At 60.8% G+C, this 23,073-nt stretch carries 20 protein-coding genes; 12 read left to right on the top strand and 8 right to left on the bottom strand.

Features of this window, described 5'->3' with window-relative positions:
• Both rhuM and VBE63_RS01670 read right to left on the bottom strand, forming a co-directional pair.
• Positions 1–227, bottom strand: a 227-nt coding sequence (gene rhuM, locus VBE63_RS01675) for a RhuM family protein (protein ID WP_323681251.1), incomplete at its 3' end; no start/stop codon positions are given.
• A 79-nt stretch (positions 228–306) separates the two neighbouring features.
• Positions 307–594: a hypothetical protein gene (locus VBE63_RS01670; RefSeq protein WP_323681250.1), complete on the bottom strand. Its 288-nt coding sequence runs from the start codon at positions 592–594 to the stop codon at positions 307–309.
• A 176-nt stretch (positions 595–770) separates the two neighbouring features.
• Between VBE63_RS01670 and VBE63_RS01665 the strand changes: the two genes are divergently transcribed.
• The 4 genes from VBE63_RS01665 (at position 771) to VBE63_RS01650 (ending at position 6,358) form a co-directional block, all read left to right on the top strand.
• Positions 771–4,346 (top strand): transglutaminase family protein, encoded by a 3,576-nt coding sequence (locus VBE63_RS01665; RefSeq protein WP_323681249.1) that lies wholly within the window; start codon positions 771–773, stop codon positions 4,344–4,346.
• 147 nt (positions 4,347–4,493) lie between these two features.
• Positions 4,494–5,204 (top strand): TIGR04283 family arsenosugar biosynthesis glycosyltransferase, encoded by a 711-nt coding sequence (locus tag VBE63_RS01660; RefSeq protein ID WP_323681248.1) that lies wholly within the window; start codon positions 4,494–4,496, stop codon positions 5,202–5,204.
• Positions 5,205–5,254: 50 nt separating this feature from the next.
• Positions 5,255–5,473 carry a hypothetical protein gene (locus VBE63_RS01655; protein ID WP_323681247.1) on the top strand — a complete coding sequence of 73 codons (219 nt, stop codon included), beginning with the start codon at positions 5,255–5,257 and terminating at the stop codon, positions 5,471–5,473.
• 18 nt (positions 5,474–5,491) lie between these two features.
• Entirely contained in the window at positions 5,492–6,358 is an 867-nt protein-coding gene (locus VBE63_RS01650; RefSeq protein ID WP_323681246.1) for a sterol desaturase family protein, read from the top strand.
• Between the two features lie 192 nt (positions 6,359–6,550).
• Here VBE63_RS01650 and VBE63_RS01645 read toward each other — a convergent pair whose 3' ends face one another.
• The 3 genes from VBE63_RS01645 to VBE63_RS31295 all read right to left on the bottom strand — a co-directional run bounded on the left by VBE63_RS01645 (position 6,551) and on the right by VBE63_RS31295 (position 8,112).
• On the bottom strand, positions 6,551–7,621 hold the full coding sequence (locus VBE63_RS01645; RefSeq protein WP_323681245.1) for a putative zinc-binding peptidase: 1,071 nt from the start codon (positions 7,619–7,621) through the stop codon (positions 6,551–6,553).
• Between the two features lie 93 nt (positions 7,622–7,714).
• Positions 7,715–7,981, bottom strand: coding sequence for a hypothetical protein (locus VBE63_RS01640; RefSeq protein ID WP_323681244.1), 267 nt, complete (start codon positions 7,979–7,981; stop codon positions 7,715–7,717).
• A gap of 32 nt (positions 7,982–8,013) precedes the next feature.
• Entirely contained in the window at positions 8,014–8,112 is a 99-nt protein-coding gene (locus VBE63_RS31295; RefSeq protein WP_416274493.1) for a type II toxin-antitoxin system Phd/YefM family antitoxin, read from the bottom strand.
• 190 nt (positions 8,113–8,302) lie between these two features.
• On the opposite strand from VBE63_RS31295, the gene VBE63_RS01635 reads away from it, so the two are divergent.
• On the top strand, positions 8,303–8,860 hold the full coding sequence (locus tag VBE63_RS01635) for a Uma2 family endonuclease (protein ID WP_323681243.1): 558 nt from the start codon (positions 8,303–8,305) through the stop codon (positions 8,858–8,860).
• Between the two features lie 220 nt (positions 8,861–9,080).
• Here VBE63_RS01635 and VBE63_RS01630 read toward each other — a convergent pair whose 3' ends face one another.
• On the bottom strand, positions 9,081–10,220 hold the full coding sequence (locus VBE63_RS01630) for a hypothetical protein (RefSeq protein ID WP_323681242.1): 1,140 nt from the start codon (positions 10,218–10,220) through the stop codon (positions 9,081–9,083).
• 291 nt (positions 10,221–10,511) lie between these two features.
• On the bottom strand, positions 10,512–11,150 hold the full coding sequence (gene folE / locus VBE63_RS01625; protein ID WP_323681241.1) for a GTP cyclohydrolase I FolE: 639 nt from the start codon (positions 11,148–11,150) through the stop codon (positions 10,512–10,514).
• Between the two features lie 614 nt (positions 11,151–11,764).
• On the opposite strand from folE, the gene VBE63_RS01620 reads away from it, so the two are divergent.
• The 3 genes from VBE63_RS01620 (at position 11,765) to VBE63_RS01610 (ending at position 16,465) form a co-directional block, all read left to right on the top strand.
• Positions 11,765–13,540: an N-acetylglutaminylglutamine amidotransferase gene (locus tag VBE63_RS01620; RefSeq protein WP_323681240.1), complete on the top strand. Its 1,776-nt coding sequence runs from the start codon at positions 11,765–11,767 to the stop codon at positions 13,538–13,540.
• Positions 13,541–13,610: 70 nt separating this feature from the next.
• On the top strand, positions 13,611–15,359 hold the full coding sequence (ngg, locus tag VBE63_RS01615; RefSeq protein WP_323681239.1) for an N-acetylglutaminylglutamine synthetase: 1,749 nt from the start codon (positions 13,611–13,613) through the stop codon (positions 15,357–15,359).
• Positions 15,356–16,465 (top strand): osmoprotectant NAGGN system M42 family peptidase, encoded by a 1,110-nt coding sequence (locus VBE63_RS01610; RefSeq protein ID WP_323681238.1) that lies wholly within the window; start codon positions 15,356–15,358, stop codon positions 16,463–16,465. The genes ngg and VBE63_RS01610 overlap by 4 nt, the downstream gene beginning before the upstream one ends.
• A 94-nt stretch (positions 16,466–16,559) precedes the next feature.
• Here VBE63_RS01610 and moaE read toward each other — a convergent pair whose 3' ends face one another.
• The gene (gene moaE / locus VBE63_RS01605) at positions 16,560–17,078 is read right to left on the bottom strand and encodes a molybdopterin synthase catalytic subunit MoaE (protein WP_323681237.1); all 519 of its coding nucleotides are present in this window, start codon (positions 17,076–17,078) and stop codon (positions 16,560–16,562) included.
• A 193-nt stretch (positions 17,079–17,271) separates the two neighbouring features.
• On the opposite strand from moaE, the gene VBE63_RS01600 reads away from it, so the two are divergent.
• The 4 genes from VBE63_RS01600 (at position 17,272) to VBE63_RS01585 (ending at position 23,000) form a co-directional block, all read left to right on the top strand.
• On the top strand, positions 17,272–17,529 hold the full coding sequence (locus VBE63_RS01600) for a hypothetical protein (protein ID WP_323681236.1): 258 nt from the start codon (positions 17,272–17,274) through the stop codon (positions 17,527–17,529).
• A 698-nt stretch (positions 17,530–18,227) separates the two neighbouring features.
• Positions 18,228–20,150 carry a PrkA family serine protein kinase gene (locus tag VBE63_RS01595; protein WP_323681235.1) on the top strand — a complete coding sequence of 641 codons (1,923 nt, stop codon included), beginning with the start codon at positions 18,228–18,230 and terminating at the stop codon, positions 20,148–20,150.
• Between the two features lie 72 nt (positions 20,151–20,222).
• Positions 20,223–21,494 carry a YeaH/YhbH family protein gene (locus VBE63_RS01590; protein ID WP_323681234.1) on the top strand — a complete coding sequence of 424 codons (1,272 nt, stop codon included), beginning with the start codon at positions 20,223–20,225 and terminating at the stop codon, positions 21,492–21,494.
• 12 nt (positions 21,495–21,506) lie between these two features.
• A complete protein-coding gene (locus tag VBE63_RS01585; protein WP_323681233.1) occupies positions 21,507–23,000 on the top strand; it encodes a SpoVR family protein in 1,494 nt (497 codons plus the stop codon).
• Positions 23,001–23,073: the final 73 nt, after the last annotated feature.

Here is a 23,073-nt window from a genome sequence, read left to right as displayed (position 1 = left end):
TGTTCCCTCGGAGGCCGGGTGGCCCAGATCCGGAAGCGGGTCGCCACATGGCTCTTCACCCGGTAGCCGACCGAGATGATCATGTCGAGGTTGTAGTGGTCGAGGTTGCGTCGCACGGCTCGCACGCCTTCCTTGCGAACCTTTAAGAATTTCTTAACGGTTGCTTCAGGGGCTAGTTCCCCATCCTCATGGATGTTGCCGGAGCCCGCGTTGTCGTAGAGTGCCATGGGGGAAGAAGGGGCTCGCCACGCCTCCCCATGAGCTGTTTCAGGTAGCGACAACACTGTTTTCTGGCGTGCTCCATCATCAATGCCGACGATGCCGCAGCCAGTTCAACCCTAAAACGATCAGCCCACTGAGGAAGACGCTCAGCGCGATGGTCGCCTTGCCCCAATGCCGATGCAGATAGGGGCGAGCGGCGTCGAACTGGGCGCTGACCGAGCAGCTCCAGGTCTCGTAGTCAAAGGAGCCGCCGCGATCCAGGCAGGCGTCGGCGATGTAGGCCTCGTAGCCGTAGTGCAGGCCAAGCAGGATCAACGGCAGTAACAGCAGGAGGAGGCCGCCGGGTGGCGGGCGGAATGCGGCAGCGGTCATGGAGAGGCTCCGAGTGGGGTGGTTGCGCCGGCCAATCGACTGCGCCGAGTCGGCGTTCGCGGATCACTATGATACGGCTGCCGGCTGTGCGCGTCCCGAGGGCGCCAAATGCCGGGTTTCACGGTAAAGTACAGCGCTTATCTTGCATGCCCCTCTCCTAAGGAGCCACGCCGTCCATGGCCATCCTGGTTGCGCTCAATCATAAGACCGAATACCACTTCGACCGCTCGGTGGCGCTCGCCCCGCACACCATCCGACTGCGCCCGGCGGCACATTGCCGCACGCCGATCCGCTCCTACTCGCTGCGTGTCGAGCCGAGCGAGCATTTTCTCAATTGGCAGCAGGACCCCTTCGGTAATTATCTGGCGCGTCTGGTCTTCCCGGAGAAGACGCGATCGCTGAGCGTCGAGGTCGATGTGGTCGCGGAGATGATCACCATCAATCCGTTCGACTTCTTCGTCGATGAGTACGCCTACCATTATCCGTTCAGCTACGACGCCCAGCTGACCAAGGAACTGGCGCCCTATCTGGAGATCAAGGACAGCGGGCCGAAGTTCGATGCCTGGGTCAAGAGCATCGATTGTACGCGCCGCGAGACAGTCTATTTCCTGGTCGACCTGAACAAGCGCCTGCAGGAGATGATCGGCTACGTGGTGCGTATGGAGATCGGCATCCAGAGCAGCGAGGAGACGCTGACGCTGGCCAAGGGCTCCTGTCGCGACACCGGCTGGCTGTTGGTGCAGACCCTGCGCCGGCTGGGGCTGGCGGCGCGCTTTGTCTCGGGCTATCTGGTGCAGCTGACCGCCGATGTGAAGGCGCTGGATGGCCCGAGCGGACCGGAGGAGGATTTCACCGATCTGCACGCCTGGGCTGAGGTCTATATCCCGGGTGCTGGCTGGGTTGGGCTCGATCCAACCTCGGGGCTGTTCGCGGGCGAGGGTCATATTCCGCTCGCTTGCACCCCAGACCCGGTGTCGGCGGCGCCGATCACCGGGGCAACGGACGAGTGCGAGGTCGAGTTCTACTTTCATAATCGGGTCAAGCGCATCCATGAGGACCCGCGCGTCACCAAGCCTTATACCGACGAGCAGTGGACGGCGATCGAGTCGCTTGGCCATGCCGTGGATGCCGAACTGCAGGCGGGCGACGTGCGCCTGACCATGGGCGGCGAGCCGACCTTCGTCTCGATCGACGACATGGAGGGCGCCGAGTGGAATATCGCCGCGCTCGGGCCGACCAAGAAGGGCTTGGCCGAGGAGCTGCTGCTACGGCTCAAGCGCCAGTATGCGCCGGGCGGGATGCTGCACATCGGCCAGGGCAAGTGGTATCCGGGCGAGCAGTTGCCGCGCTGGGCCTTGTCCTGCTACTGGCGCAAGGATGGCGAGCCGGTCTGGCAGGATGAGGCGCTGATGGGCGATGAGCGCCATGACCAAGGCCAGGGGCCAGAGCAGGCAGCGCGCTTCATCCGCACCCTGGCGACCAAGCTTGGTGTCGATCCGGACCATGCGCAGCCGGCGCATGAGGATGTCTTCTATTATCTGTGGCGCGAGTCGCGGCTGCCGGCCAACGTCAATCCGCTCGACAGCAAGCTCAAGGATCCGATCGAGCGCGCGCGCCTGGCGCGGGTATTCAGTCAGGGCCTGGATCGGGTTGCCGGCTATGCGCTGCCACTGCGCTGGGCGGGGCTGACCCTTGACGGGCAGGGCCGGGAGATTGCCGGGAGTGACAGCCAGCGCGCGGACGAAGGCCTGAGCCAACCTGGGAACGAAGGCCAGGGCTCAAACGAAAGCGGCAGCGAAGGTCAGCGCCCGCGCAACCGCCGGTCGAGCCGCCAAGGCGGCTGGGTCAGTGGGCGCTGGACGCTGCGCGATGGCAATCTGTTCCTGATCCCGGGTGATTCGCCGATGGGCTATCGGCTGCCACTGGATGCGCTGCCCTATGTGCCGGATGGCGAACTGGATACGCATCCGCCGCGCGATCCGTTCGAGCCGGTGGCGCCGCTCGCCGCACCCCATCGCACGGATCAGCCGCCCGGGGTGCCGACCGGCGCTTACGATGAGGTCGCGCAGCGTTATAGCCGCCTGGTGGAGCCGAATCAGCCGCGCCAAGCCATCAACGAGCAAGGGCTGCAGCCGGATGAGATCGCCCGTCGTTATGGTCGTGAGGCGCCGGTCGAGGACCATCGCCAGCCGCTCGCCGAGCAGGCCTCGCTGCCGGATGAGTATCCGGCCAAGCTGGTGCGCACCGCGCTCTGCATCGAGCCGCGCGAGGGTCGGCTGTACTGCTTCATGCCGCCGCTGACCCATCTCGAGCACTGGCTGGAGCTGGTCGCCGCGCTGGAGGCGACGGCTGCTGAGACGGCTCAGCCGATCATCATCGAAGGCTACGAGCCGCCGCGCGATGCGCGCCTGCAGAAGCTGGCGGTGACGCCAGATCCGGGCGTGATCGAGGTCAACGTACACCCGGCCAGCTCCTGGGATGACCTGGTGCGTGACACCCAGATCCTCTACGAAGAGGCTCGCCAGACCCGGCTCGGCACCGAGAAGTTCATGCTCGATGGCCGCCACACCGGCACTGGCGGTGGCAACCATGTGACCCTGGGCGGCCCGACGCCGGCCGACAGTCCGCTGCTGCGCAAGCCGGACCTGATCCAGAGCCTGATCACCTTTTGGCAACATCATCCGAGCCTGTCGTATCTGTTCTCGGGCACCTTCATTGGCCCGACCAGCCAGGCGCCGCGGGTCGACGAGGCGCGTGACGATAGCCTCTATGAGCTGGCGATCGCTTTCCAGCAGATGCCAGCCGGGCAGGTCACTCAGCCCTGGATCGTCGATCGGGTGCTGCGCAATCTGCTGGTCGATGTCACCGGCAACACCCATCGCACCGAGTTCTGTATCGATAAGCTCTACTCGCCCGATTCGGCCAGCGGTCGGCAAGGGCTGGTCGAGTTCCGTGCCTTCGAGATGCCGCCGCACGCGCGCATGAGTCTGGCGCAGATGCTGTTGCTGCGGGCACTGGTGGCCCGCTTCTGGAAGCAGCCTTATACGCGGGCGCCAATCCGCTGGGGCACTGAGCTGCATGATCGGTTCCTGCTGCCGCATTTCGTCCGGCAGGACTTCGAGGACGTGATTTGTGATCTGCAGCGGGCGGGCTATGCCTTTGAATCGGCCTGGTTCGATCCCTTCTTCGAGTTCCGTTTCCCGCACTATGGCGACCTGATCACCGGCAACGGCATCCGGCTCGAGCTGCGCGGTGCGATCGAGCCCTGGCATGTGCTCGGCGAAGAGGTCACCGCGCAGGGCACCGCGCGCTTCGTCGATTCGGCGGTGGAGCGGATGCAGATTAAGGTCAATGGCATGCACGAGGCGCGCTATATCGTCAGCTGCAATGGCCGCCGCATGCCGCTGCGCCCGACCGGGCGCCGGGGCGAGTACGTTGCCGGTGTGCGCTTCAAGGCTTGGAGTCCGCCCTCGGGGCTGCATCCGACCATCCCGGCGCAGAGTCCGCTGATCTTCGATGTGGTGGATCTCTGGAATCGGGCCAGCCTGGGCGGCTGCAGCTACTATGTCTCGCATCCCGGTGGTCGCGCCGAGGAGCGTTTCCCGATCAACAGCTACGAGGCCGAGAGCCGGCGCATCGCGCGCTTCCGGCACATGGGGCATACGCCAGGGGATATCGATCCGCCGCCCGAGGAGCCGGCGGGCGAGTATCCGTACACGCTCGATCTGCGTTGGACGCCGGGCTGCCTGTGACGGTTAAGGGCAAGGTGGCAGGTTGGCCGAGCGGGCCGGATTTGCGCTTGGATTCTGGGTGATGCTGTGCGATGGGGCTGAATGGAAGCCGATGAGATCAACGGCCAAGGCGACAGGTTTGATGACGCGAGGGGATCAGGCTTGAGGTTGTCGATCATCATTCCGACGCGGCGATTCGACGAGTCGTTAGCGGCGCGTATCGCGTCGCATCGAGGGTTGTTTCCCGAGGCTGAGATCATCGTCGTCGAGCCGTCCGATCTGCCGCCTCTGGATGAGCAGCCGCTGGTCGCCACGGTTGGTGTCCAGCGGCTGCGCGCGCCGCGTGGGCGTGGGACCCAGTGTAATGCCGGGGCGGCGCGGGCGACGGGTTCGTTGCTGTTGTTCCTGCACGATGACACCGCGTTGCCAACCGCGGCGCCGGAGGTGGTGGAGGATGCCTTTGCCGACCCCAAGACGCAGGTCGCCTGTTTCCGGCTGCGTTTCGATCACCCGCACTGGCTGCTCGCCAGCTATGCCTACTTTTCGCGCGTCGACAGCACGCTGACCAGCTTCGGCGACCAGGGCATCCTGATCCGGCGTGCCTTCTTCGCCAACATCGGCGGCTTTCCGGACTGGCCTCTGTTCGAGGACGTTGACTTGCTCAGCCGTGCCCGCCAGCGTATCCGCGGGCGGATCAAGAAGCTGCCGGCGGCGGTCACCACCTCAGCGGTGCGGTTTCTGGAAAATGGCATCCTTCGCCAGCAATTGCTGAATGCGGAGCTGATGCTGCGCTTCTCGCTCGGCGCCTCACCGGAATCGCTGCGCCGCCGCTATGAGGGGCGGCGCGGATCCGCTCCTTCTGCGGGGGGTGATCCATGAAGTCAGCCACCGATCATCTGCACACCGCTCGAGTTACTGGAGGTTTGACCATGTCAACCAACCCGATCCTTGCTGAGCTGCACGCCATTCGCCGCGAGTACGCCGAGCGCTTTAACCAAGACCTGCATGCCATCTGTGTCGATGCACGCCGCAAGCAAGGCCAACAGGGGCGGCTCGTCGTTTCGCCAACGCCGACATCGGTCGTCGCTTGTCGGTCCCAACAGGATGACCAACGCGCTGCTGTCCGCTCTGCGGCTGAGCGCGGATGATTAGGTTGAGCGATCAAGATGACCCCCGACCTGATCATTGGCTTGATCGTACTGACGTTGCTGCTGGTGTTGGAAGGGACCATGCCCTTCTACCTGGGGCGCGAGCAGCGCCTGCGCCATGGATTGCGCAACGGCACGCTGGCCGCACTGAACGGTGCCATCAGCGCGCTGCTAGCACCACTGCTGATAGGTGCGATGGCCTTCGCCGAGCAGCACGGCATTGGCCTGCTGCACTGGCTATCGCTTGATGGCTCGCTGTTCGATGGCTGGCCGTTCCCCGAGCTGCTCGCGACGCTGCTGACGCTGGCGCTGGCGGTTCTGCTGTTCGATCTCTGGATGTATGCCTGGCATCGCGCCAACCATGAGATCCCTTTTCTATGGCGTTTCCATCAGGTCCACCATACCGATCCGGCGATGGACGCGACCACGGCCTTGCGCTTCCATCCAGGTGAGCTGTTGATCTCGTCGTTGTTGAATCCGCTCGTGGTCTTGGCGCTAGGCATGGGGCTGACACAGCTGGTCCTGTACAAGTCGGTGATGCTGGCGATCATCCTGTTCCATCACAGCAACCTGCGCGTGCCGAGCCGCTGGGAGGCGCGGCTGCGCTGGCTGATCGTGCCGCCCTCGATGCACCGCGTCCATCACTCGCGGATTCCGCGCGAGACCAACTCCAACTATGGGACGGTCTTCTCATTCTGGGATCGGCTGTTCGGCAGCTTCCGATGGCGCCCGGATTTGCAACAGATCGTCTTTGGCACCGGTCACCATGACGAGCCAGCCTGGCAGAGCCTGCCGCGGCTGTTGCGACTGCCACTGGCGCCGACGCGAACACCGACTCAGTATACGGAGCAAGAGGCTACGCTCGGAGCCGCGAACCATGTCTAGCGATGAGCTGATCTTCGTCTACAATATAAACCGCAGATGAAGCAGATGTGCACAGATTTAAATAAAATAAAACAAGATCTTGGAAGGTCTAACCAGGCCACCCAACAGGTGAAGCCATGATCAGCTGCAATGTATTGAAATCTCTGCGTTAATCTGCATAATCTGCGGTTGAAATGCTCTTTTTAGGTTCAATCAAATAGCCGATGCCTCATGCACGACACGATGCACAAAGCGCAGCTTCTCAATCGCTGGGGATGCCAGCACGAATGGATAGGCGTGATCATGGCCGATGCTGCGATTGAGGCTATTGAGAGCCAGGGTCAGCGGTAGCCAGTGCTGGAGAATGCTGTCGAACGACATCGCTCGATAGGCATCGAAACCGTGGTCGACATCGAGGGAATCATTGTTGCCGGCACGCGGGCGAATGCTGAGCCCAAACTGATAGGCGGTTTCTAGGGCGTCGACCATCAGCAGATAATGGGCCCAGCTCTCGGCCCAGTCTTCCCAAGGGTGCATGCTGGCGTAGGCACTGATGAAGTGCTCAAACCAGTTGGCCGGCGGGCCATGTTGGTAGTGCTGATCGAGCGCCTGACCATAATCCCGGGTCTCATCGCCGAACAGCTCTCGAAAGGGCCTGAGCCAGTGACTGCCGCGGATCAGGCGATCCCAATAGTAGTGGCCGGATTCATGCCGGAAGTGGCCGAGGATGGTCCGGTAAGGCTCGTCCATCTGCTCGCGCATGCGCTCACGCTCGGCTGGATCAGCCTCGGCGAGATTGATGGTGATCAAACCTTGTGCATGGCCTGTTATCACCTTGCCTCGCTCGCTGAAACTGGCCGGCGTATCGGCGAGGAACGCGAATTCAAGGCCGGCTGGATCGATTTTACGCGGCACCACCGGTAGGCCAAGCTGCAGCATGGCGTAGATCAGCCGCCGCTTTTCGGTCTCCATCGCCTGCCAACGCTCGTGATTGCCCGCCACGGAGAGATCCGGGATGGTGCCGTTGAGGGCGCAGGCGACGCAGAAGGGCTGATCGCTGTCGGCCTTCAGCATCCAATTGCAGACCTCGTGGTTGGCATAGTTGTTACACATCCGATACCGGTCTTGCTCGCCAACGGGTTGCCAGACTCCCTCAGCAATCGGCTCAATGGGGAGCAGACGCAGGCTATCTGGAAGGAACCCGAGTGGCAGACCGCATTGCGTGCAGCTCACATTCTCGAAGTAGAGCAGGTTGCCGCAGTGCGTACAGCTAAAGAGTTTCATGCTGATCCTAGAGTGACTGAGGCAATGCCCGACGGTGACCGATGGGTGGCTGATCGATCAACGGCCAAGGCGGCGAGTGCCGAGGCCTTCTCGTCAGGATAGGGGTTTTGGTTGCTCGATGCGGATCAAGCGATCGACCTGCTCGGGCACCTGGGTTTGCTCGCGTCCATCGGGCCAGGTGATGATCAGGGTCGCGATCTCGGCGTCCTCGATCGGCGCGGGTGTGTCTTCGCCGCGGGTTAGCCAAAGCGCGAGCAGGGCGATGGCCAGCAGCCCGGCGATGATGAGCGCGGAGAGGATGAAGGCCCGTTTGATTCGGGCCTCACCGCGGCTGAGAGACGTTGGATGTTGACGCTGCATGTCGGTGGCTACCAGCGCGGGTAGTTGGGAGGCTAGCCGCCGCGCGCGATGACAAGCTCCTCGCCTGCGGTGGCTTGACCGGAAAAGCCTGAAGAATGCGTTTTTGCCTCGCGGATATTGATGTTCCGCATCTTTGTCTCCGAGATCAGCCTTGGGCTTAACTTAGTCCAGGCTCGTCAGGATTGGCAACGATCATTCGATTGCCCGATTTCATGGGCGGCCTCAGGATATCAGCGCCGACGCTGGTGCTTGCGTGTGCGCACTGTGCAGGCGATGGTGATATGTTGAGTTGTCTCACCTGTTGGCTGAGGAGACTTGGACGTGAGCTTAGCACTTCACAATGTCCATCACTGGTCAAGAACTGAATATGAGCGCCTCGTCGATGCCGGCGTATTCGCCGTTGATGCCCGGGTCGAACTGCTGGATGGGGCGATCATCGACATGAGTCCACAGAAATCTGCTCATGCGACCGCGGTCGGCCTAGTTGAAGAGGCGCTGCGGCCTTGCATGGACGATAGTTGTCATATCCGAAGCCAAAAACCCCTGGCCCTTGATGACCGGTCCGAGCCCGAACCGGACCTGGCGATCGTGCCCGGCCAGCTGCGTGACTATGCACAGAGCCACCCCGACACCGCACTGCTGATCGTCGAGGTCGCCGATACCAGTCTTGGCTACGATCAGGGCACCAAGGCGCGCGCCTATGCACGCAACGGCATCGCCGAGTACTGGATACTCAACCTGCGTGATCGGGTCCTGGAGGTGTATCCTGAGGTCGATCGTCAGGGTTACGGACAACGGTGTTTGATCGATGCCGACGGACAGATTGCGCCCCTGATGAGCCCCGAGTGTGTGATCCGCGTGCATGATCTGATGCCATAGACCGGTCGTTGGGGCAACGATCCATGATGACGTGCTTGAAGCGCAGGACGACATGGGAGCGAGGACAACCATGATTTTAGCCTGACTTTAACCGGCGAGGATCACGCAGACATGCGTCGGAGTAGCGCCCAATCAGGACGACCAGAACGGGAGCTGGTCGCCGACCTGTTCGACCTGCTCCGAGGTCGGAGCAGACTACGCCAGCGAATGCCTCGGACAATCAGCTGTAGATGGCGAAAGGCTTCATCGAGACCACCCAAGCCTCTGCTGCCGTTTCGTTCTCGCCGATCTTCCGCTTTTCCCAGTTTAGCGGTGTGCCCATGACGTAAGCCGTGATCGTCGATTCCATAGCGTACTGGTCGCGCCAACTTTCGGCGATGCGGTCTGTTCTCAGATTGACCTCGATTTGCACTGCCTCCGGAAAGGCTTGGGTCGCGGGGCAGAGCAAGGACAGGCGCACGACGTCCTGTTTCGGATGCTCGATGGCGAAGGCGGCATGGATGATCGCCCGACCGCCCGAGCGCAGTCGCTCCATCTGCTGACCTGTTTCCTCCCGTGCGATTTGCTGGCGCGTCTGGCGGATCACCGTCTCGGAAGCAAGGGTGCTGGGATACTTGGTTCCCAGCCAGCGCATGACCCGGTCGAATTGAACGAGTGCCTCGGGCTTGCGATGTTCGAATTCCAGATCGAGAATGGCCTCGTTTTTGGCAACGAGCCGACGTTGATAAGCAAGGAACATGGCCTCGGGCGACAGCTCCGACTGTGACGCTGCCTCGTCCGCCGATGTGGCGGTCTCGGCTTTGGGAGCGCGCATTGCCTCGTCTGTGGACAGCCATGGCTCATCTAGGGGGTGCGCCTCGGCCATGGGAGAGATCCTTGCGGCGAGCACCTCTTGTCCGTAGACCTCGCGAATGGCTGCGACATCCAGATAATGGAATGCCGCCGACTGCATCGACGCGAGTCGCTCCCGCTTTGCCTGGACGCCATCGTTGATGGGCGGCAGGTGGGATTCGTCCGCCCATTCGGGCTCGCTCACCACCTTGACCGAGACATAGGTATCGCCATCCTTGATGTAGACCTCGCAGGGGAGCTGCTCGGGCGCCGGTCTGCCGATCTCGGCGTAGCGGGGGGCGCCGCGGAACGAGCCTTGTCGCTTAAAAATGCGCGTGGGGAGCTGGGAGGGGGTGAGGGACTGCGTTAACACCATAGTCTCCGGGGATTGTTCCAGCCGGCCGGGCGATTGTGCCGCCTGACCCCAGACCCGCTCATCACGGAATGCGCCGAGATGCCGGGACAAGACACCGGTCATGCGTCGAGCCCTGCCGTCGCGGGCTACAGTCTCTTTCTCTGATGGGCTCATCGTGCGACCCTCATTGAGTGGCCAGGGGGAGCGCGCCGAGGATGAGGCTACGCCCGATCTGCATTAGACGGTACGCAGCCCCCTAGCCCTTGTCAAGGTATCCGATAGGAAGCAAGCGGTTTTGCTACAAGGCTTTGATGAGGAATAACTTTCTAAACTGTGCTCTGATCACCTTGGAAGTCGACGAGGGCTTGGCTTCGTGGCGGGGCCTCGCGATTGTCATTCAGACAATGCGCTCTCTGAAGCTGATTCAGCTGCTTGGGCGGGCTCTAATCGGGCTCTGAATAGACCCTAACGGTTTAGAAAGCTCATGAATTCAGCGCGGGTGCGAGCATCGGACTCAAAGGTTCCGCGCATCGCACTTGAGACCGTTGTGCTGCTCTGCTTCTGCACCCCGCGCATCATCATGCAGGTGTGGCTGGCCTCCATCACCACTGCGACGCCATGGGCGCCGAGGTGGTCCATCAGTGCATTCGCGACCTGGCTGGTCAAGCGCTCCTGCACCTGCAGCCGCCGTGCGAAGACATCGACGACGCGTGCGATCTTGCTCAGGCCGACGACCTTGCCATTAGGGAGATAGCCAACGTGGGCATGGCCGAAGAAGGGCAGCATGTGATGCTCGCAGAGGCTGTAGAACTCGATGTCGCGCACGATCACCATCTCGCGAACGTCTTCCTCGAACAAGGCCCCCTTGATGATCTCCTCGGCCGAGAGTGCGTAGCCGCTAGTGAGGAAATCCAGTGCCTTGGCAACACGCAGTGGGGTGCGCTTGAGACCCTGTCGCTGCGGGTCTTCGCCGACTTCGGTCAGCAATTCCTGGACTAGGTGTTCCTTGCGGGCGTCATAGACCTCCTGTTCGTTGGTTGGCTCAAAACTATCAGCGTAGTGTCCTTCAGTGGTGAGGCGCGAGCGCTTGCTGTTTGCGGGCATATTTTTTCTACCAATCTGTCCGGACGCCCCTGGGCGACCGACAAGCATGCTAGCGAAGAGTCGAGCCCCTCGCATTGAAATGTGACTATCTGGTGACCGGTTGGCGAGCAGTTGACCTGTGGATCGGGAGCCCTGGATGGAAGGCTTGGGTCGGATTCGTTAAACTAGTGCTCAATCTGAGGGTGCAATCGTCTTCTCAGCGCGGCCCGATGTTCAACACGCGATCCTGGTTCAAGTCGGTCTGCAGACGCCCCTGCGCTATCAAATCGACCGGAGTCGCCGCATTCGATCTCCGCTAGTCCGCTCCCAGCGCCGGGCGCCACGACAGCCTATCGATGCTCATCGCCTGACGCTCGCAGGCCGCCGATTGCCTCTCGGTCCTGGCTTTTGGTCCTTTGGCTCGGGCATCCCTGTGCCTGATCCGGCCCGGCTCTTGCTGCCTTGGATCGGCGATGCACCCTGGCAAGCCAATTCGATGTCCGTGCAGCAAGTGCCTCATCTTGCGAGGCGGCGAAGTGCGATGAACGCTGCGGTGACGCCATCGCGCCATCTTCCGGGATGGCGACGCGCGATGAAGCTTAGCCCTAACCAAACCTAGTCTTGAGGATGTCCAGATGTGTGGATTCTGCGGTGAAATCCGTTTTGACGGCCAAGCCATCGATCTTGGTGCGCTGGCGGCCGTTAACCAGAGCATGCAGGCCCGCGGACCCGACGGCAGCGGTCTCTTTCAGCAGGCGAAGATCGCGCTTGGCCACCGCCGGCTCAGCATCATCGACCTCAGCACCCATGGCAATCAGCCCATGGTCGATAGCGAGCTTGGGCTGAGCATCGCCTTCAACGGCTGCATCTACAACTACAAGGAGCTGCGCGAAGAGTTGATTGGCAAAGGCTATCGGTTCTTCTCGCATAGTGATACCGAGGTGATCATCAAGGCCTTCCATGCCTGGGGGCCAGAGTGCGTACAGCGGTTTCATGGGATGTTTGCGTTCGCGATCGCCGAGCGCGATAGCGGACGCTTGACGCTGGCACGCGACCGACTGGGCATCAAGCCCTTTTACTACGCTGAGCTGCCTGGCGGCTTCCGCTTTGCGTCGTCCCTGCCGGCATTACTCGCGGCCGGTGGTATCGATACCGACTTGGACCCGATCGCGCTGCACCATTACATGCACTTTCATGCCGTGGTGCCGGCGCCTTACACCATTTTGCGTGGAGTCCGCAAGCTGCCGCCAGCGACCATTCGGGTGATCGAGCCCGATGGCCAGGTGCGCGATCATCAGTACTGGCAACCGAGCTTCGTCGCCAGTCCCGAAGAGCAGGCCATGAGCTTCGAGGACTGGCAGGAGCAACTGCTGGCGTCGCTGCGCACCGCGGTCGAGCGCCGTCTGGTAGCCGATGTCGACGTTGGCGTGCTGCTCTCAGGCGGGCTCGATTCGAGCCTGATCGTCGGTCTGCTCGCTGAGCAGGGTCAGCGCGGGCTGAATACATTCTCGGTGGGCTTCGAGAGCGTGGGTGACGAGGTCGGCGACGAGTTCCAGTACTCGGACATCATCGCCAAGCACTACGCCACCGACCATCACAAGATCCAGGTCGATTCGCGCAACCGGCTGCTCTCGAGCCTGCCCGGCTGTGTGCGGGCGATGTCCGAGCCGATGGTCAGCCATGATGTGATTGGCTTCTATCTCCTCTCGCAGGAGGTGGCCAAGTACGTCAAGGTGGTGCAGAGCGGGCAGGGCGCCGACGAGGTCTTCGGCGGCTATCACTGGTATCCACCCATGCTCGAGAGCCAGGACCCGGCGGCCGATTACGCGCGCGTGTTCTGTGACCGCGAGCATGCCGAGTATCTGCAGGCGGTGCATCCGCGGCTGCATGGCGAGGACCATAGCCGCGCCTTCATCCGCGATCATTTCGCGCTCCCGGGCGCCGAGGCAGCCGTCGATAAGGCGCTGCGTATCGATCAGCAGATCATGTTGGTCGATGATCCCGTCAAGCGCGTCGACAACATGACCATGGCCGCCGGCCTGGAAGCACGCGTGCCCTTCCTCGATCATGAGCTGGTCGAGCTGGCGGCGCGGATGCCGGCGCGGCACAAACTTTGCGATGACGGCAAATGTGTCCTCAAGGCGGTTGGGCGGCGGATCATCCCGAGTGAGGTCATCGACCGACCCAAGGGCTACTTCCCGGTGCCAGCCTTGAAGTACCCGCGTGGCGAGGTGCTCGAGATGATGCGCGAGACGGTGCTCAGTCAGCGTGCACGCGAGCGCGAGCTGTTCCAACCGGCCTATGTGCAGCAGCTGCTCGATGCACCAGATGAGCACATTACGCCGTTGCGCGGCTCCAAATTGTGGCAGGTCACACTGCTGGAGCTCTGGCTACAAGAGCAGGGGATCTGAGGTGCTCGGCCTGCGGCGGAAGTTGTAACGAGAATCGATAACCGGACAATCCGGGCGAGGGGACAGCGCAATGAGCACGCGAGAGCACATCCATCACCGGCTCGAACGTCGGCGGGCGCAGTCGGTGAGTAGCTGGGACAACAAGCGCCGACACGAGAATGAGATCTGGTCGGAGACCGCGGTCGACTGTGGCTGGGGGCGGCTGATCTTTGGCCAGACCTTCAATGATCCGCAGCAACTGGCGCAGTGCCTGCAACAGGAGGGCGATGGTCGGCGCGATGTGGCCATGTACCTGCGTGATCCTCACGTGGTGCTCTCCTATGCGCCGCAGGATCTGTTTCTCGATCCTTCACATACCTTTCGTTTGTGGTTGGATCGCTACCAGTATTCGCCTCGCAGGCCAAAGGGCTTTGTGGTGCGGCTGCTCAACAACCGCGCCGATGCCGAGGCGGTTCACCGCTTGTACGCGTCACGCCGGATGGTGCCGCCGAGTGCTGAGTTCATCTGGCGGCAGCGGGCCTCGCGCGTGGTGCAGTTCTGGGTCGCGATGGATGAGCAGGACGGCGGTATCCTTGGCTGCGTGAATGGCATCGATCATGTCGAGGCCTTCAGGGATGTCGAACGTGGCGCGAGCCTCTGGGCTTTGGCCGTCGATGCCCAAGCGCCTTATCCTGGCATTGGTGAGGCGCTGGTCCGTCAAGTCGCTGAGTTTTATCAGGCGCGTGGCCGTGCGTTCTTGGATCTCTCGGTGATGCATGACAACAAGGGTGCGATTCGCCTCTATGAGAAGCTCGGTTTCGAGCGGGTTCCGGTGTTTGCGTTGAAGAACAAGAATGCCTATAACGAGCCCTTATTTATCGGTAAGCAGCCGGCGGCAAAGTTGAATCCCTATGCGGCCATCATTGTCAACGAGGCGCGACGGCGCGGGATCGGCATCGAGGTGGTCGATGCCGAGGCGGGCTATTTTGCGCTGGGGTTGGGTGGGCGGCGCATCGTCTGCCGCGAATCACTCAGTGAGTTAACCACGGCGGTGGCCATGAGCCGCTGCGATGATAAGGCCGTGACCCAACGCCTGCTCAAGCGGGCGGGGCTCAAGGTGCCGGATCAATGCCCTTACGAGGCGCTTGATCAGGCCGAGGCCTTCCTGACCCGCCACGGGAGCCTGGTGGTGAAGCCAGCGCGTGGCGAGCAAGGGGCTGGGATCAGTGTCGACATCCGCGATCCGAATGATCTTGAGCGCGCGATCAAGAATGCGCGTCGCATCTGCGAGCAGGTGATCCTCGAGCAGTTCTGCATCGGTTCGGATCTGCGCATCATCGTCATCGATTTTCAGGTGGTCGCTGCGGCGATCCGCAAGCCGGCTCAGATCGTCGGCACTGGCGCGCATGGTATCGGTGAGCTGATTCAGATCCAAAGCCGGCGGCGGCGCGCTGCAACCAGTGGCGAGTCGAGCATCCCGATGGACGACGAGACGGAGCGCTGCGTGCGCGAGGCCGGCTTCAAGATGGATGACACCTTGCCCTATGGACAGACGCTGATCGTGCGTAAAACCGCGAATCTCCACACAGGCGGCACCATCCATGATGTCACCTCAGACCTGAGTCCAGCGTTGGCTCAAGCCGCGTGCAAAGCCGCCCGTGCGCTTGACATTCCAGTGACGGGCCTGGATTTTCTGGTACCTGATGTGACCGCATCCGATTATGTGATCATCGAGGCCAATGAGCGGCCGGGGTTGGCGAATCATGAGCCGCAGCCGACCGCTGAGCGTTTCGTTGATCTGCTCTTTCCGCAGACCGCAGCCCGGGAGCTCAGCGCTTGAAGCATCTTCGAATCGATACCGAGTACCTGCTCGATATCCTGCTTAAACTCCTGTTTACACCCAGCCCGGCCGGATACACCGACCGTGTCGTGCATCTTGTTTGCGAAGAGCTCGAGCGGCTTGATGTGCCCTTCGAGCTCACGCGCCGGGGGGCCATCAGGGCGACCTTGAAGGGTGAGGCGGCGCGACCAAACAAGGCCATCGTCGCGCATATCGATACGCTGGGGGCGATGGTCAAGGCGTTGAAGCCGAACGGGCGCTTGCAACTGGTGCCGGTTGGCCATTGGAATTCGCGCTTTGCCGAGGGCGCGCGCTGCACCCTGTTCACCGATATTGGCCAGCATCGCGGCACCATCCTGCCGATGAAGGCTTCGGGCCATACCTTTGGCCCCGAGATCGACAAGCAAGAGGGGGGATGGGACTACGTCGAGTTTCGCATCGACGAGCGGGTGTTCAATCTGCAGGATCTGCTGCAGCTTGGGGTGCATGTGGGCGATTTCGTCGCCATCGATACCTCGCCCGAGATCACCGCGACCGGCTTTATCAATTCACGCCATCTTGATGATAAGGCGGGTGCGGCGTTGCTGCTGGCGGCGGTGAAGGCCGTGAAGGAGAGCAAGGTCAAGCTCCCAGTCGATTGTCATCCGTTGTTTACGATCTCGGAAGAGGTCGGCTCCGGTGCCTCGGCGGCCTTGCACAAGGATGTCGCCGAGATGCTGACCATTGATAACGGCACCACCGCACCGGGTCAGAACTCGAGCGAATTTGGTGCGACCATCTGCATGGCGGATATGGGTGGGCCGTTCGACTATCATCTGACGCATCGCATCATCCAGATCTGCCAAGAATTCCAGATCCCACACCAGCGCGATGTGTTCAAGTATTACCGTTCGGATAGCGCTGCCGCACTCGAAGCAGGAAACGATGTGCGCACGGCCTTGGTGACCTTTGGCATCGACGCTTCGCACGGTTATGAGCGCATCCATCAGGAGGCGCTTGAATCGCTCGCCGAGTTGGTCGCGATCTATATGCAATCGCCACCGCTGTATGCCCGTGATCGGTTTGAGATGGGGCCGCGCGCTGGCTTTCCGACCGTGCCGGGTTGAGTCAGTCGGTTTCGGGAATCAATCGCTGGAGATTGAAGGCTGAGGCTTCGCGCTTGAAACGTGCACCAGATCAACGGCGGGCACTGCTTGAGCATCAGCCCGGCGGTGTCGGCACTGAGCTGAGGTTGCTGTCAGCGCGATCATGCCAGCGGGCCTTTGCATGGCCGTCGCTGTCGCGCGCTTCGATCCATCTCTCCCCGTTCTCGGTGCGTTCCTTCTTCCAAAAGGGTGCGTCGGTCTTGAGGTAATCGATGATCAGCTCGCAGGCGCGAAAGGCATCACCCCGATGCCGGCTGGTGACTGCGACGAGCACGATGGGATCTTCGGGCTCGAGGTGACCGACGCGATGCAGAATACGAATGCCCTCGAGCGACCAGCGCCGTCGGGCTTCGGCTGCGATCTTCGCGAGCGCGCGCTCGGTCATCCCCGGGTAATGCTCGAGGGTCATGGCGCGGATATCTGCGCCCTCGTTCAGATCCCGCATCAGGCCGACAAAGGCGACTAGCGCGCCAACCTGAGGCTGGCCGCGGCGCAGCTCATCCTGCTCTGCGAACGGGTCAAAAGGGGTGGACTGGATGCGAATCTGCGTGCTTCTCATTGGCTCGTCACTCATTCACTTCTCCCATTCACTCTGTTCTCGCGCCGAGAAAGTGATCGCGTTGAGAAACGCTCGGCGTCGCTTGCCAGGTGGCCGCTAATAGGCATGCTTCTAACGGGTCTGCCTCTAAGTCGAGGACGGGCTGGCCATCCTGGCGTATCGCCCTTGCCTCCAGGCCGCGATGATGAAGGTAACCGCTATGGCTCCGATGCGACGACCATCGACGCGAACACCGCTCAGCGAGTGGCCAAGGCGCGCCCTCGACTGGCTTTGTGCCGGGCGCTCGGATTATCGCTCTTTTCAGGAACGCAAGCGCAGCCACATCTACCGACATCATCGGGCCTACTGCCTCTATGCCTGGGTCGGTGCTGCCGGGCTGCTACTGGTCTGCGGGGGGCTGGGCTGCCTGGTGACGATTGGGTTGGTGGCGACGCTGATCTGTTTCATGCTCTTGGATGAGGATTAGCGCCCTCAGGTGATGCGCATCGGCAGAGGGGCTGAACCCGAGCAACGGGGGCTGTCTAACCGATGGTGCTCTAACCGATCGCGGTCTAACGCGATGGCGTTATCAGGGACATTGCGCTTGCATAAGGCGCTGGGCTGGGCTGAGAAGACCTGGGTTGAATCCTGAGAGCTGAGCGACTCGACGGGCCTAGCCGCATGATGCCGCACCGATTTGGTGCGACTGCTTGACTAAAGGGCACCTGAAGCTGGCATTATCAGCGCAAGTCCCTGAGTGTCGGCGCGTTGCAGGGGAGCGTGGCGCAGAGTTTGCACAGGCAGAGTTTGCACAGGCAGAGTTTGCACGGGCAGAGTTTGTACAGAGAGTGAATGGCAACCCTGCTGCCTCGGCTGGTCTCCCGCGAAAGCCAATCTCCGGCGAAGCGCGGGCGCAGACTGGGACCTCAGGATCTGGCCTGTGTTGGTGGCACTTCGTCGCGGCGACGATGCAGCCTGAGCGGCGAGGAAGACCCGGGCAGTGTGGGCGGGTAATGTGAGTGGGCAGTTGAGAGAGAAGCTTGCATAACAGGCTCGGGGCGTTCATCTGCTAAGAGAGCCCGAGGCCGAGAAAACAGACTAACTGGCGCGTCGGTGGCAGCAGCGGCATCAGCCGCGCGCTCCGGCAGCGCCTCCCGATCGTGAATTCCGAGCGAGGTATCTTGAATGTCGATCTTTGAGCGCTATCAGGCCAGATATGAGTCTTCCCGCGAGGAAGACATGAGTCTGCAAGAGTATCTGGAGCTGTGCAAAAGCGACCCGATGGTCTATGCGGGGTCAGCTCAGCGCCTGTTGGCCGCCATTGGTGAGCCGGAGCTGATCGATACCCACAATGATCCACGGCTGAGCCGGATCTTCCAGAACAAGGTCATCAAGCGCTATCCAGCCTTCTCGGATTTCTACGGGATGGAGGAAGCCATTGAGCATCTCGTCTCCTACCTGAAGCACGCGGCACAGGGCCTGGAGGAAAAGAAGCAGATCCTCTACCTGCTCGGCCCGGTCGGCGGTGGCAAGTCGTCGTTGGCGGAAAAGCTCAAGGAGCTGATGCAGCAGATCCCGTTCTATGCCATCAAGGGCTCGCCGGTGTTCGAGTCGCCACTTGGGCTCTTCTCGCCTGAGGAAGATGGCAAGATCCTTGAGGAAGACTATGGTATCCCGACACGCTGTCTGCGCAGCATCATGTCGCCTTGGGCGGTGAAGCGGCTGCAGGAATATAACGGCGATATCACTAAATTCCGCGTGGTTAAGCTCTATCCATCGATCCTCGAGCAGGTTGCGGTCGCTAAGACAGAGCCTGGCGATGAAAACAACCAGGATATTTCAGCACTGGTTGGCAAGGTCGACATCCGCCAGCTCGAGCACTTCGCGCAGAACGATGCCGATGCCTACAGCTATTCAGGCGCGCTGTGCCGAGCCAATCAGGGCCTGATGGAATTCGTCGAGATGTTCAAGGCGCCGATCAAGGTGCTGCATCCGCTGCTGACGGCGACTCAGGAGGGCAATTACAATGCTACCGAGGGTCTATCGGCGATCCCATTCCAAGGCATCATCTTGGCGCACTCGAATGAATCCGAGTGGCAAACCTTCCGAAACAATAAGAACAATGAGGCCTTCCTCGATCGCGTCTTTATCGTCAAGGTACCCTATTGCCTGCGCGTCACCGAGGAGAAGCAGATCTACGATAAGCTGCTGCGGCATAGTACGCTGAACCAGGCCCCTTGCGCGCCTGGCACACTCGAGATGATGGCGCAGTTCTCGGTGCTGACACGAATGAAAGAGCCTGAGAATTCGAGCATCTTCTCGAAGATGCGGGTCTACGATGGCGAGAACCTCAAGGATACCGATCCCAAGGCGAAATCGGTGCAGGAGTATCGCGACTACGCCGGTGTTGACGAGGGCATGTCCGGCATCTCGACCCGGTTTGCATTCAAGATCCTGTCACAGGTCTTCAACTTCGATCATACTGAGGTGGCCGCGAACCCGGTGCATCTCCTCTATGTACTCGAGAAGCAGATCGTGCGCGAGCATTTGCCGCAGGAGGTGCAGGATCGCTACTTCGGCTTCCTCAAGCAGTATCTGGCGCCGCGTTATGCTGAGTTCATTGGCAAGGAGCTGCAGACCGCTTACCTCGAGTCCTATGCCGAATATGGTCAGAATATCTTTGATCGCTATGTGACCTATGCGGATTACTGGATTCAGGATCAGGAATATCGCGATCCCGATACCGGTGAGATGATGAATCGCGGCTCGCTGAACGAGGAGCTTGAGAAGATCGAGAAACCCGCTGGCATCTCGAACCCGAAGGACTTCCGCAACGAGATCGTCAACTTCGTGCTGCGTGCGCGGGCAAACAATAACGGTGCCAACCCGCGCTGGACCAGCTATGAGAAGCTGCGCGTCGTGATCGAGAAGAAGATGTTCTCGAACACCGAGGAGCTGCTGCCCGTGATCTCCTTCAATACGAAGGCCTCGAGCGACGAGAAGAAGAAGCACGACCAATTTGTCGACCGCATGGTCGAAAAGGGCTACACACCTAAGCAGGTGCGCCTCCTCTCCGAGTGGTATCTGCGCGTGCGCAAGTCGCAGTAGATCGGCGTTGCGCTGGCGGCTCGGCCCCAGCGTCAACAGGATGGACGAGCAACCGGAAATACACGCCTGCCTATGTCTCATTTCATCGATCGACGGCTGAATAGCAAGAACAAGAGCACTGTCAATCGGCAGCGCTTCTTGCGGCGTTACAAGACGCAGCTCAAACGCGCGGCGTCGGACGCGGTCAACCGCCGGAGCATTACCGATATTGACGGCGGCGAGCAGGTCGGTATCCCATCGAAGGACATCTCAGAGCCCCAGTTCCATCACGGCCCGGGTGGCCAGCGGGATATGGTGCATCCTGGGAATAAGGAATTCGAGGCTGGCGACCGGGTGCAACGCCCAGAAGGGGGCCAGGGTCAGGGTGGCGGACAAGGGCGTGCGGGCCGTGGTGGTGGCGGCGAGGATGATTTCGTCTTCGAGCTGTCTCGCGAGGAGTTTCTCGATCTCTTGTTCGATGACCTTGAGCTCCCGAACCTGGTGCGTAACCAACTGGTTGGCACCACCGAGTTCAAGACCGTGCGCGCGGGCTATGCGACCGAGGGCGCACCGAGCAATATCGACGTTGTACGTTCGCTGCGCGGCGCTGTCGCCCGTCGAACCGCGCTCGGCGCGCCTTATCGCAAGCGGATTCGCGAGCTTGAAGAGGCCCTGGCTGAGCTGCTGGCCTCGGGTGTCGAAGAGCCGGATGCCAGGCTGGTTGCCATCCGTGAGGAGATCGATCGGCTCAAGACTCGCATTGCCGCCTTGCCCTTTATCGATACCTTTGATCTGCGCTACCAATCCTTCACCAAGCAGCCTGAGCCAACGAGTAAGGCGGTGATGCTTTGTATCATGGATGTTTCCGGCTCGATGGATCAGGTGCGCAAGAACCTGGCTAAGCGCTTCTTCATCCTGCTGTATCTCTTCCTGCAGCGAAACTACGACAAGATTGACGTGGTCTTTATTCGCCATCACACCATTGCCCAAGAGGTCGATGAGCAGGAGTTCTTTTATTCCCGCGAGACCGGCGGCACCGTGGTCTCGAGTGCGCTGCAGCTGGCCCATGAGGTGATTCGCGAGCGATACGATTCCGAGACCTGGAATATCTATGCTGCCCAGGCTTCAGATGGCGACAACTGGGATTCCGATTCGAGCATCTGTCGCGATCTGTTGATTCAGGATCTGTTGCCACTGCTGCGTTACTACGCCTATGTCGAGATCACGCCGCGGCAGCACCAAAGCCTGTGGTATGCCTATCAGGACGTGAAAGCGGCCTTTCCGCACTTCGCGATGGAAGAGATCAACGGCGCCGATGATATCTTCCCGGTCTTTCGCGAACTCTTCAAACGCCAAGAGGCTTAGTGTCAGATCGCTATGGCAAGCAACCGGATTATCTCCGATAGCTCGGAGTGGACCTTTCCGCTCTTGAAACGCTTTGATCAAGAGATTGCGCGGGTCGCCCATGATGAATTTGGCCTCGACACCTATGCCAATCAGGTCGAGGTGATCTCGTCGGAGCAGATGATCGACGCCTACTCATCAGTGGGTCTGCCGATCAACTACCATCATTGGTCCTATGGCAAGCAGTTTGTCGCTACTGAGCAGACCTATCGGCGCGGGCAGATGGGGTTGGCCTATGAGATCGTGATCAATTCCGATCCCTGCATCGCTTATCTGATGGAGGAGAACACGCTGCCGATGCAGACGTTGGTGATCGCGCATGCTTGTTATGGCCACAATAGCTTCTTCAAGGGCAATTATCTGTTCCAGACCTGGACTAGCGCTGACGCGATCATCGATTACTTGGTCTTCGCGCGAAATTATATCGCCGATTGCGAGGAGCGCTACGGCACCGATGAGGTGGAGCTGTTGCTCGACTCCTGTCATGCGCTGATGAACTACGGGGTGGATCGATATCGTCGTCCGTCACCTCTGTCGATGGCCGAGGAAAAGCGTCGGCAGGCCGAGCGCGAGAGCTATCTGCAGTCGCAGGTGAATGATCTGTGGCGCACGCTACCGGTCATGGATAAGGAAGAGGGTCTTCAGGATGATGGGCGCTTTCCAGCCGAGCCGCAGGAAAACCTGCTCTACTTCATCGAGAAGAACGCACCGCTGCTCGAGCCTTGGCAACGGGAGATCGTGCGCATCGTGCGCAAGGTCGCGCAGTACTTCTACCCGCAGCGCCAGACCCAGGTGATGAACGAAGGCTGGGCAACCTTCTGGCATTACACCTTGCTCAACCGGCTCTACGATCAGGGGCTGGTCGGCGATGGTTTCATGATGGAGGTGCTGCAATCGCACACCAACGTCGTCTATCAGCCGCCGTTCGACTCAGCCTACTACAGCGGCATCAATCCCTATGCCTTGGGATTTGCGATGATGCGCGATATCCGTCGCATCTGCGAGGAGCCGACCGACGAGGATCGCGACTGGTTCCCCGATATCGCCGGACAGGAGTGGCTGAAGGTGCTGGACTTCGCGATGCGCAACTTCAAGGATGAGAGCTTTATTGCCCAGTTCCTCTCGCCGCATCTGATGCGCGAATTCCGCCTATTTGCCGTGACCGACGACGATCGGGAAGACACCCTAGAGATTACGGCGATCCACGAAGAGACCGGATATCGGCACCTTCGACAGCAACTTGCGGATCAATACAATCTTGGCAGCCGCGAGCCGAATATCCAAGTCTACAACGTCGATTTGCGTGGCGATCGTTCGCTGACACTGCGTCATTTCCGGTACAATCGTCGCCCACTGGGCGATTCCCTTGACGAGATGCTGAAACACATTCGCCGCCTATGGGGCTTTGATGTGCGCATGGAGTCGGTCGACCAGCAAGGTCGTGTCCAGCTGGCCGGAGAATCCTAATCGGTTGCTGTTAGCAGAGCAGAACAGAGCAGAACAGAGCAGAACAGAGCAGGGTCGGGGTAGGCGGGACATT

The sequence above is a fragment of the Lamprobacter sp. genome, assembly GCF_034860625.1.
GTDB lineage: Bacteria > Pseudomonadota > Gammaproteobacteria > Chromatiales > Chromatiaceae > Lamprobacter.
Note: the sequence above shows the minus strand (reverse complement) of the source record. Positions and strands in the feature narration are given on the sequence as shown.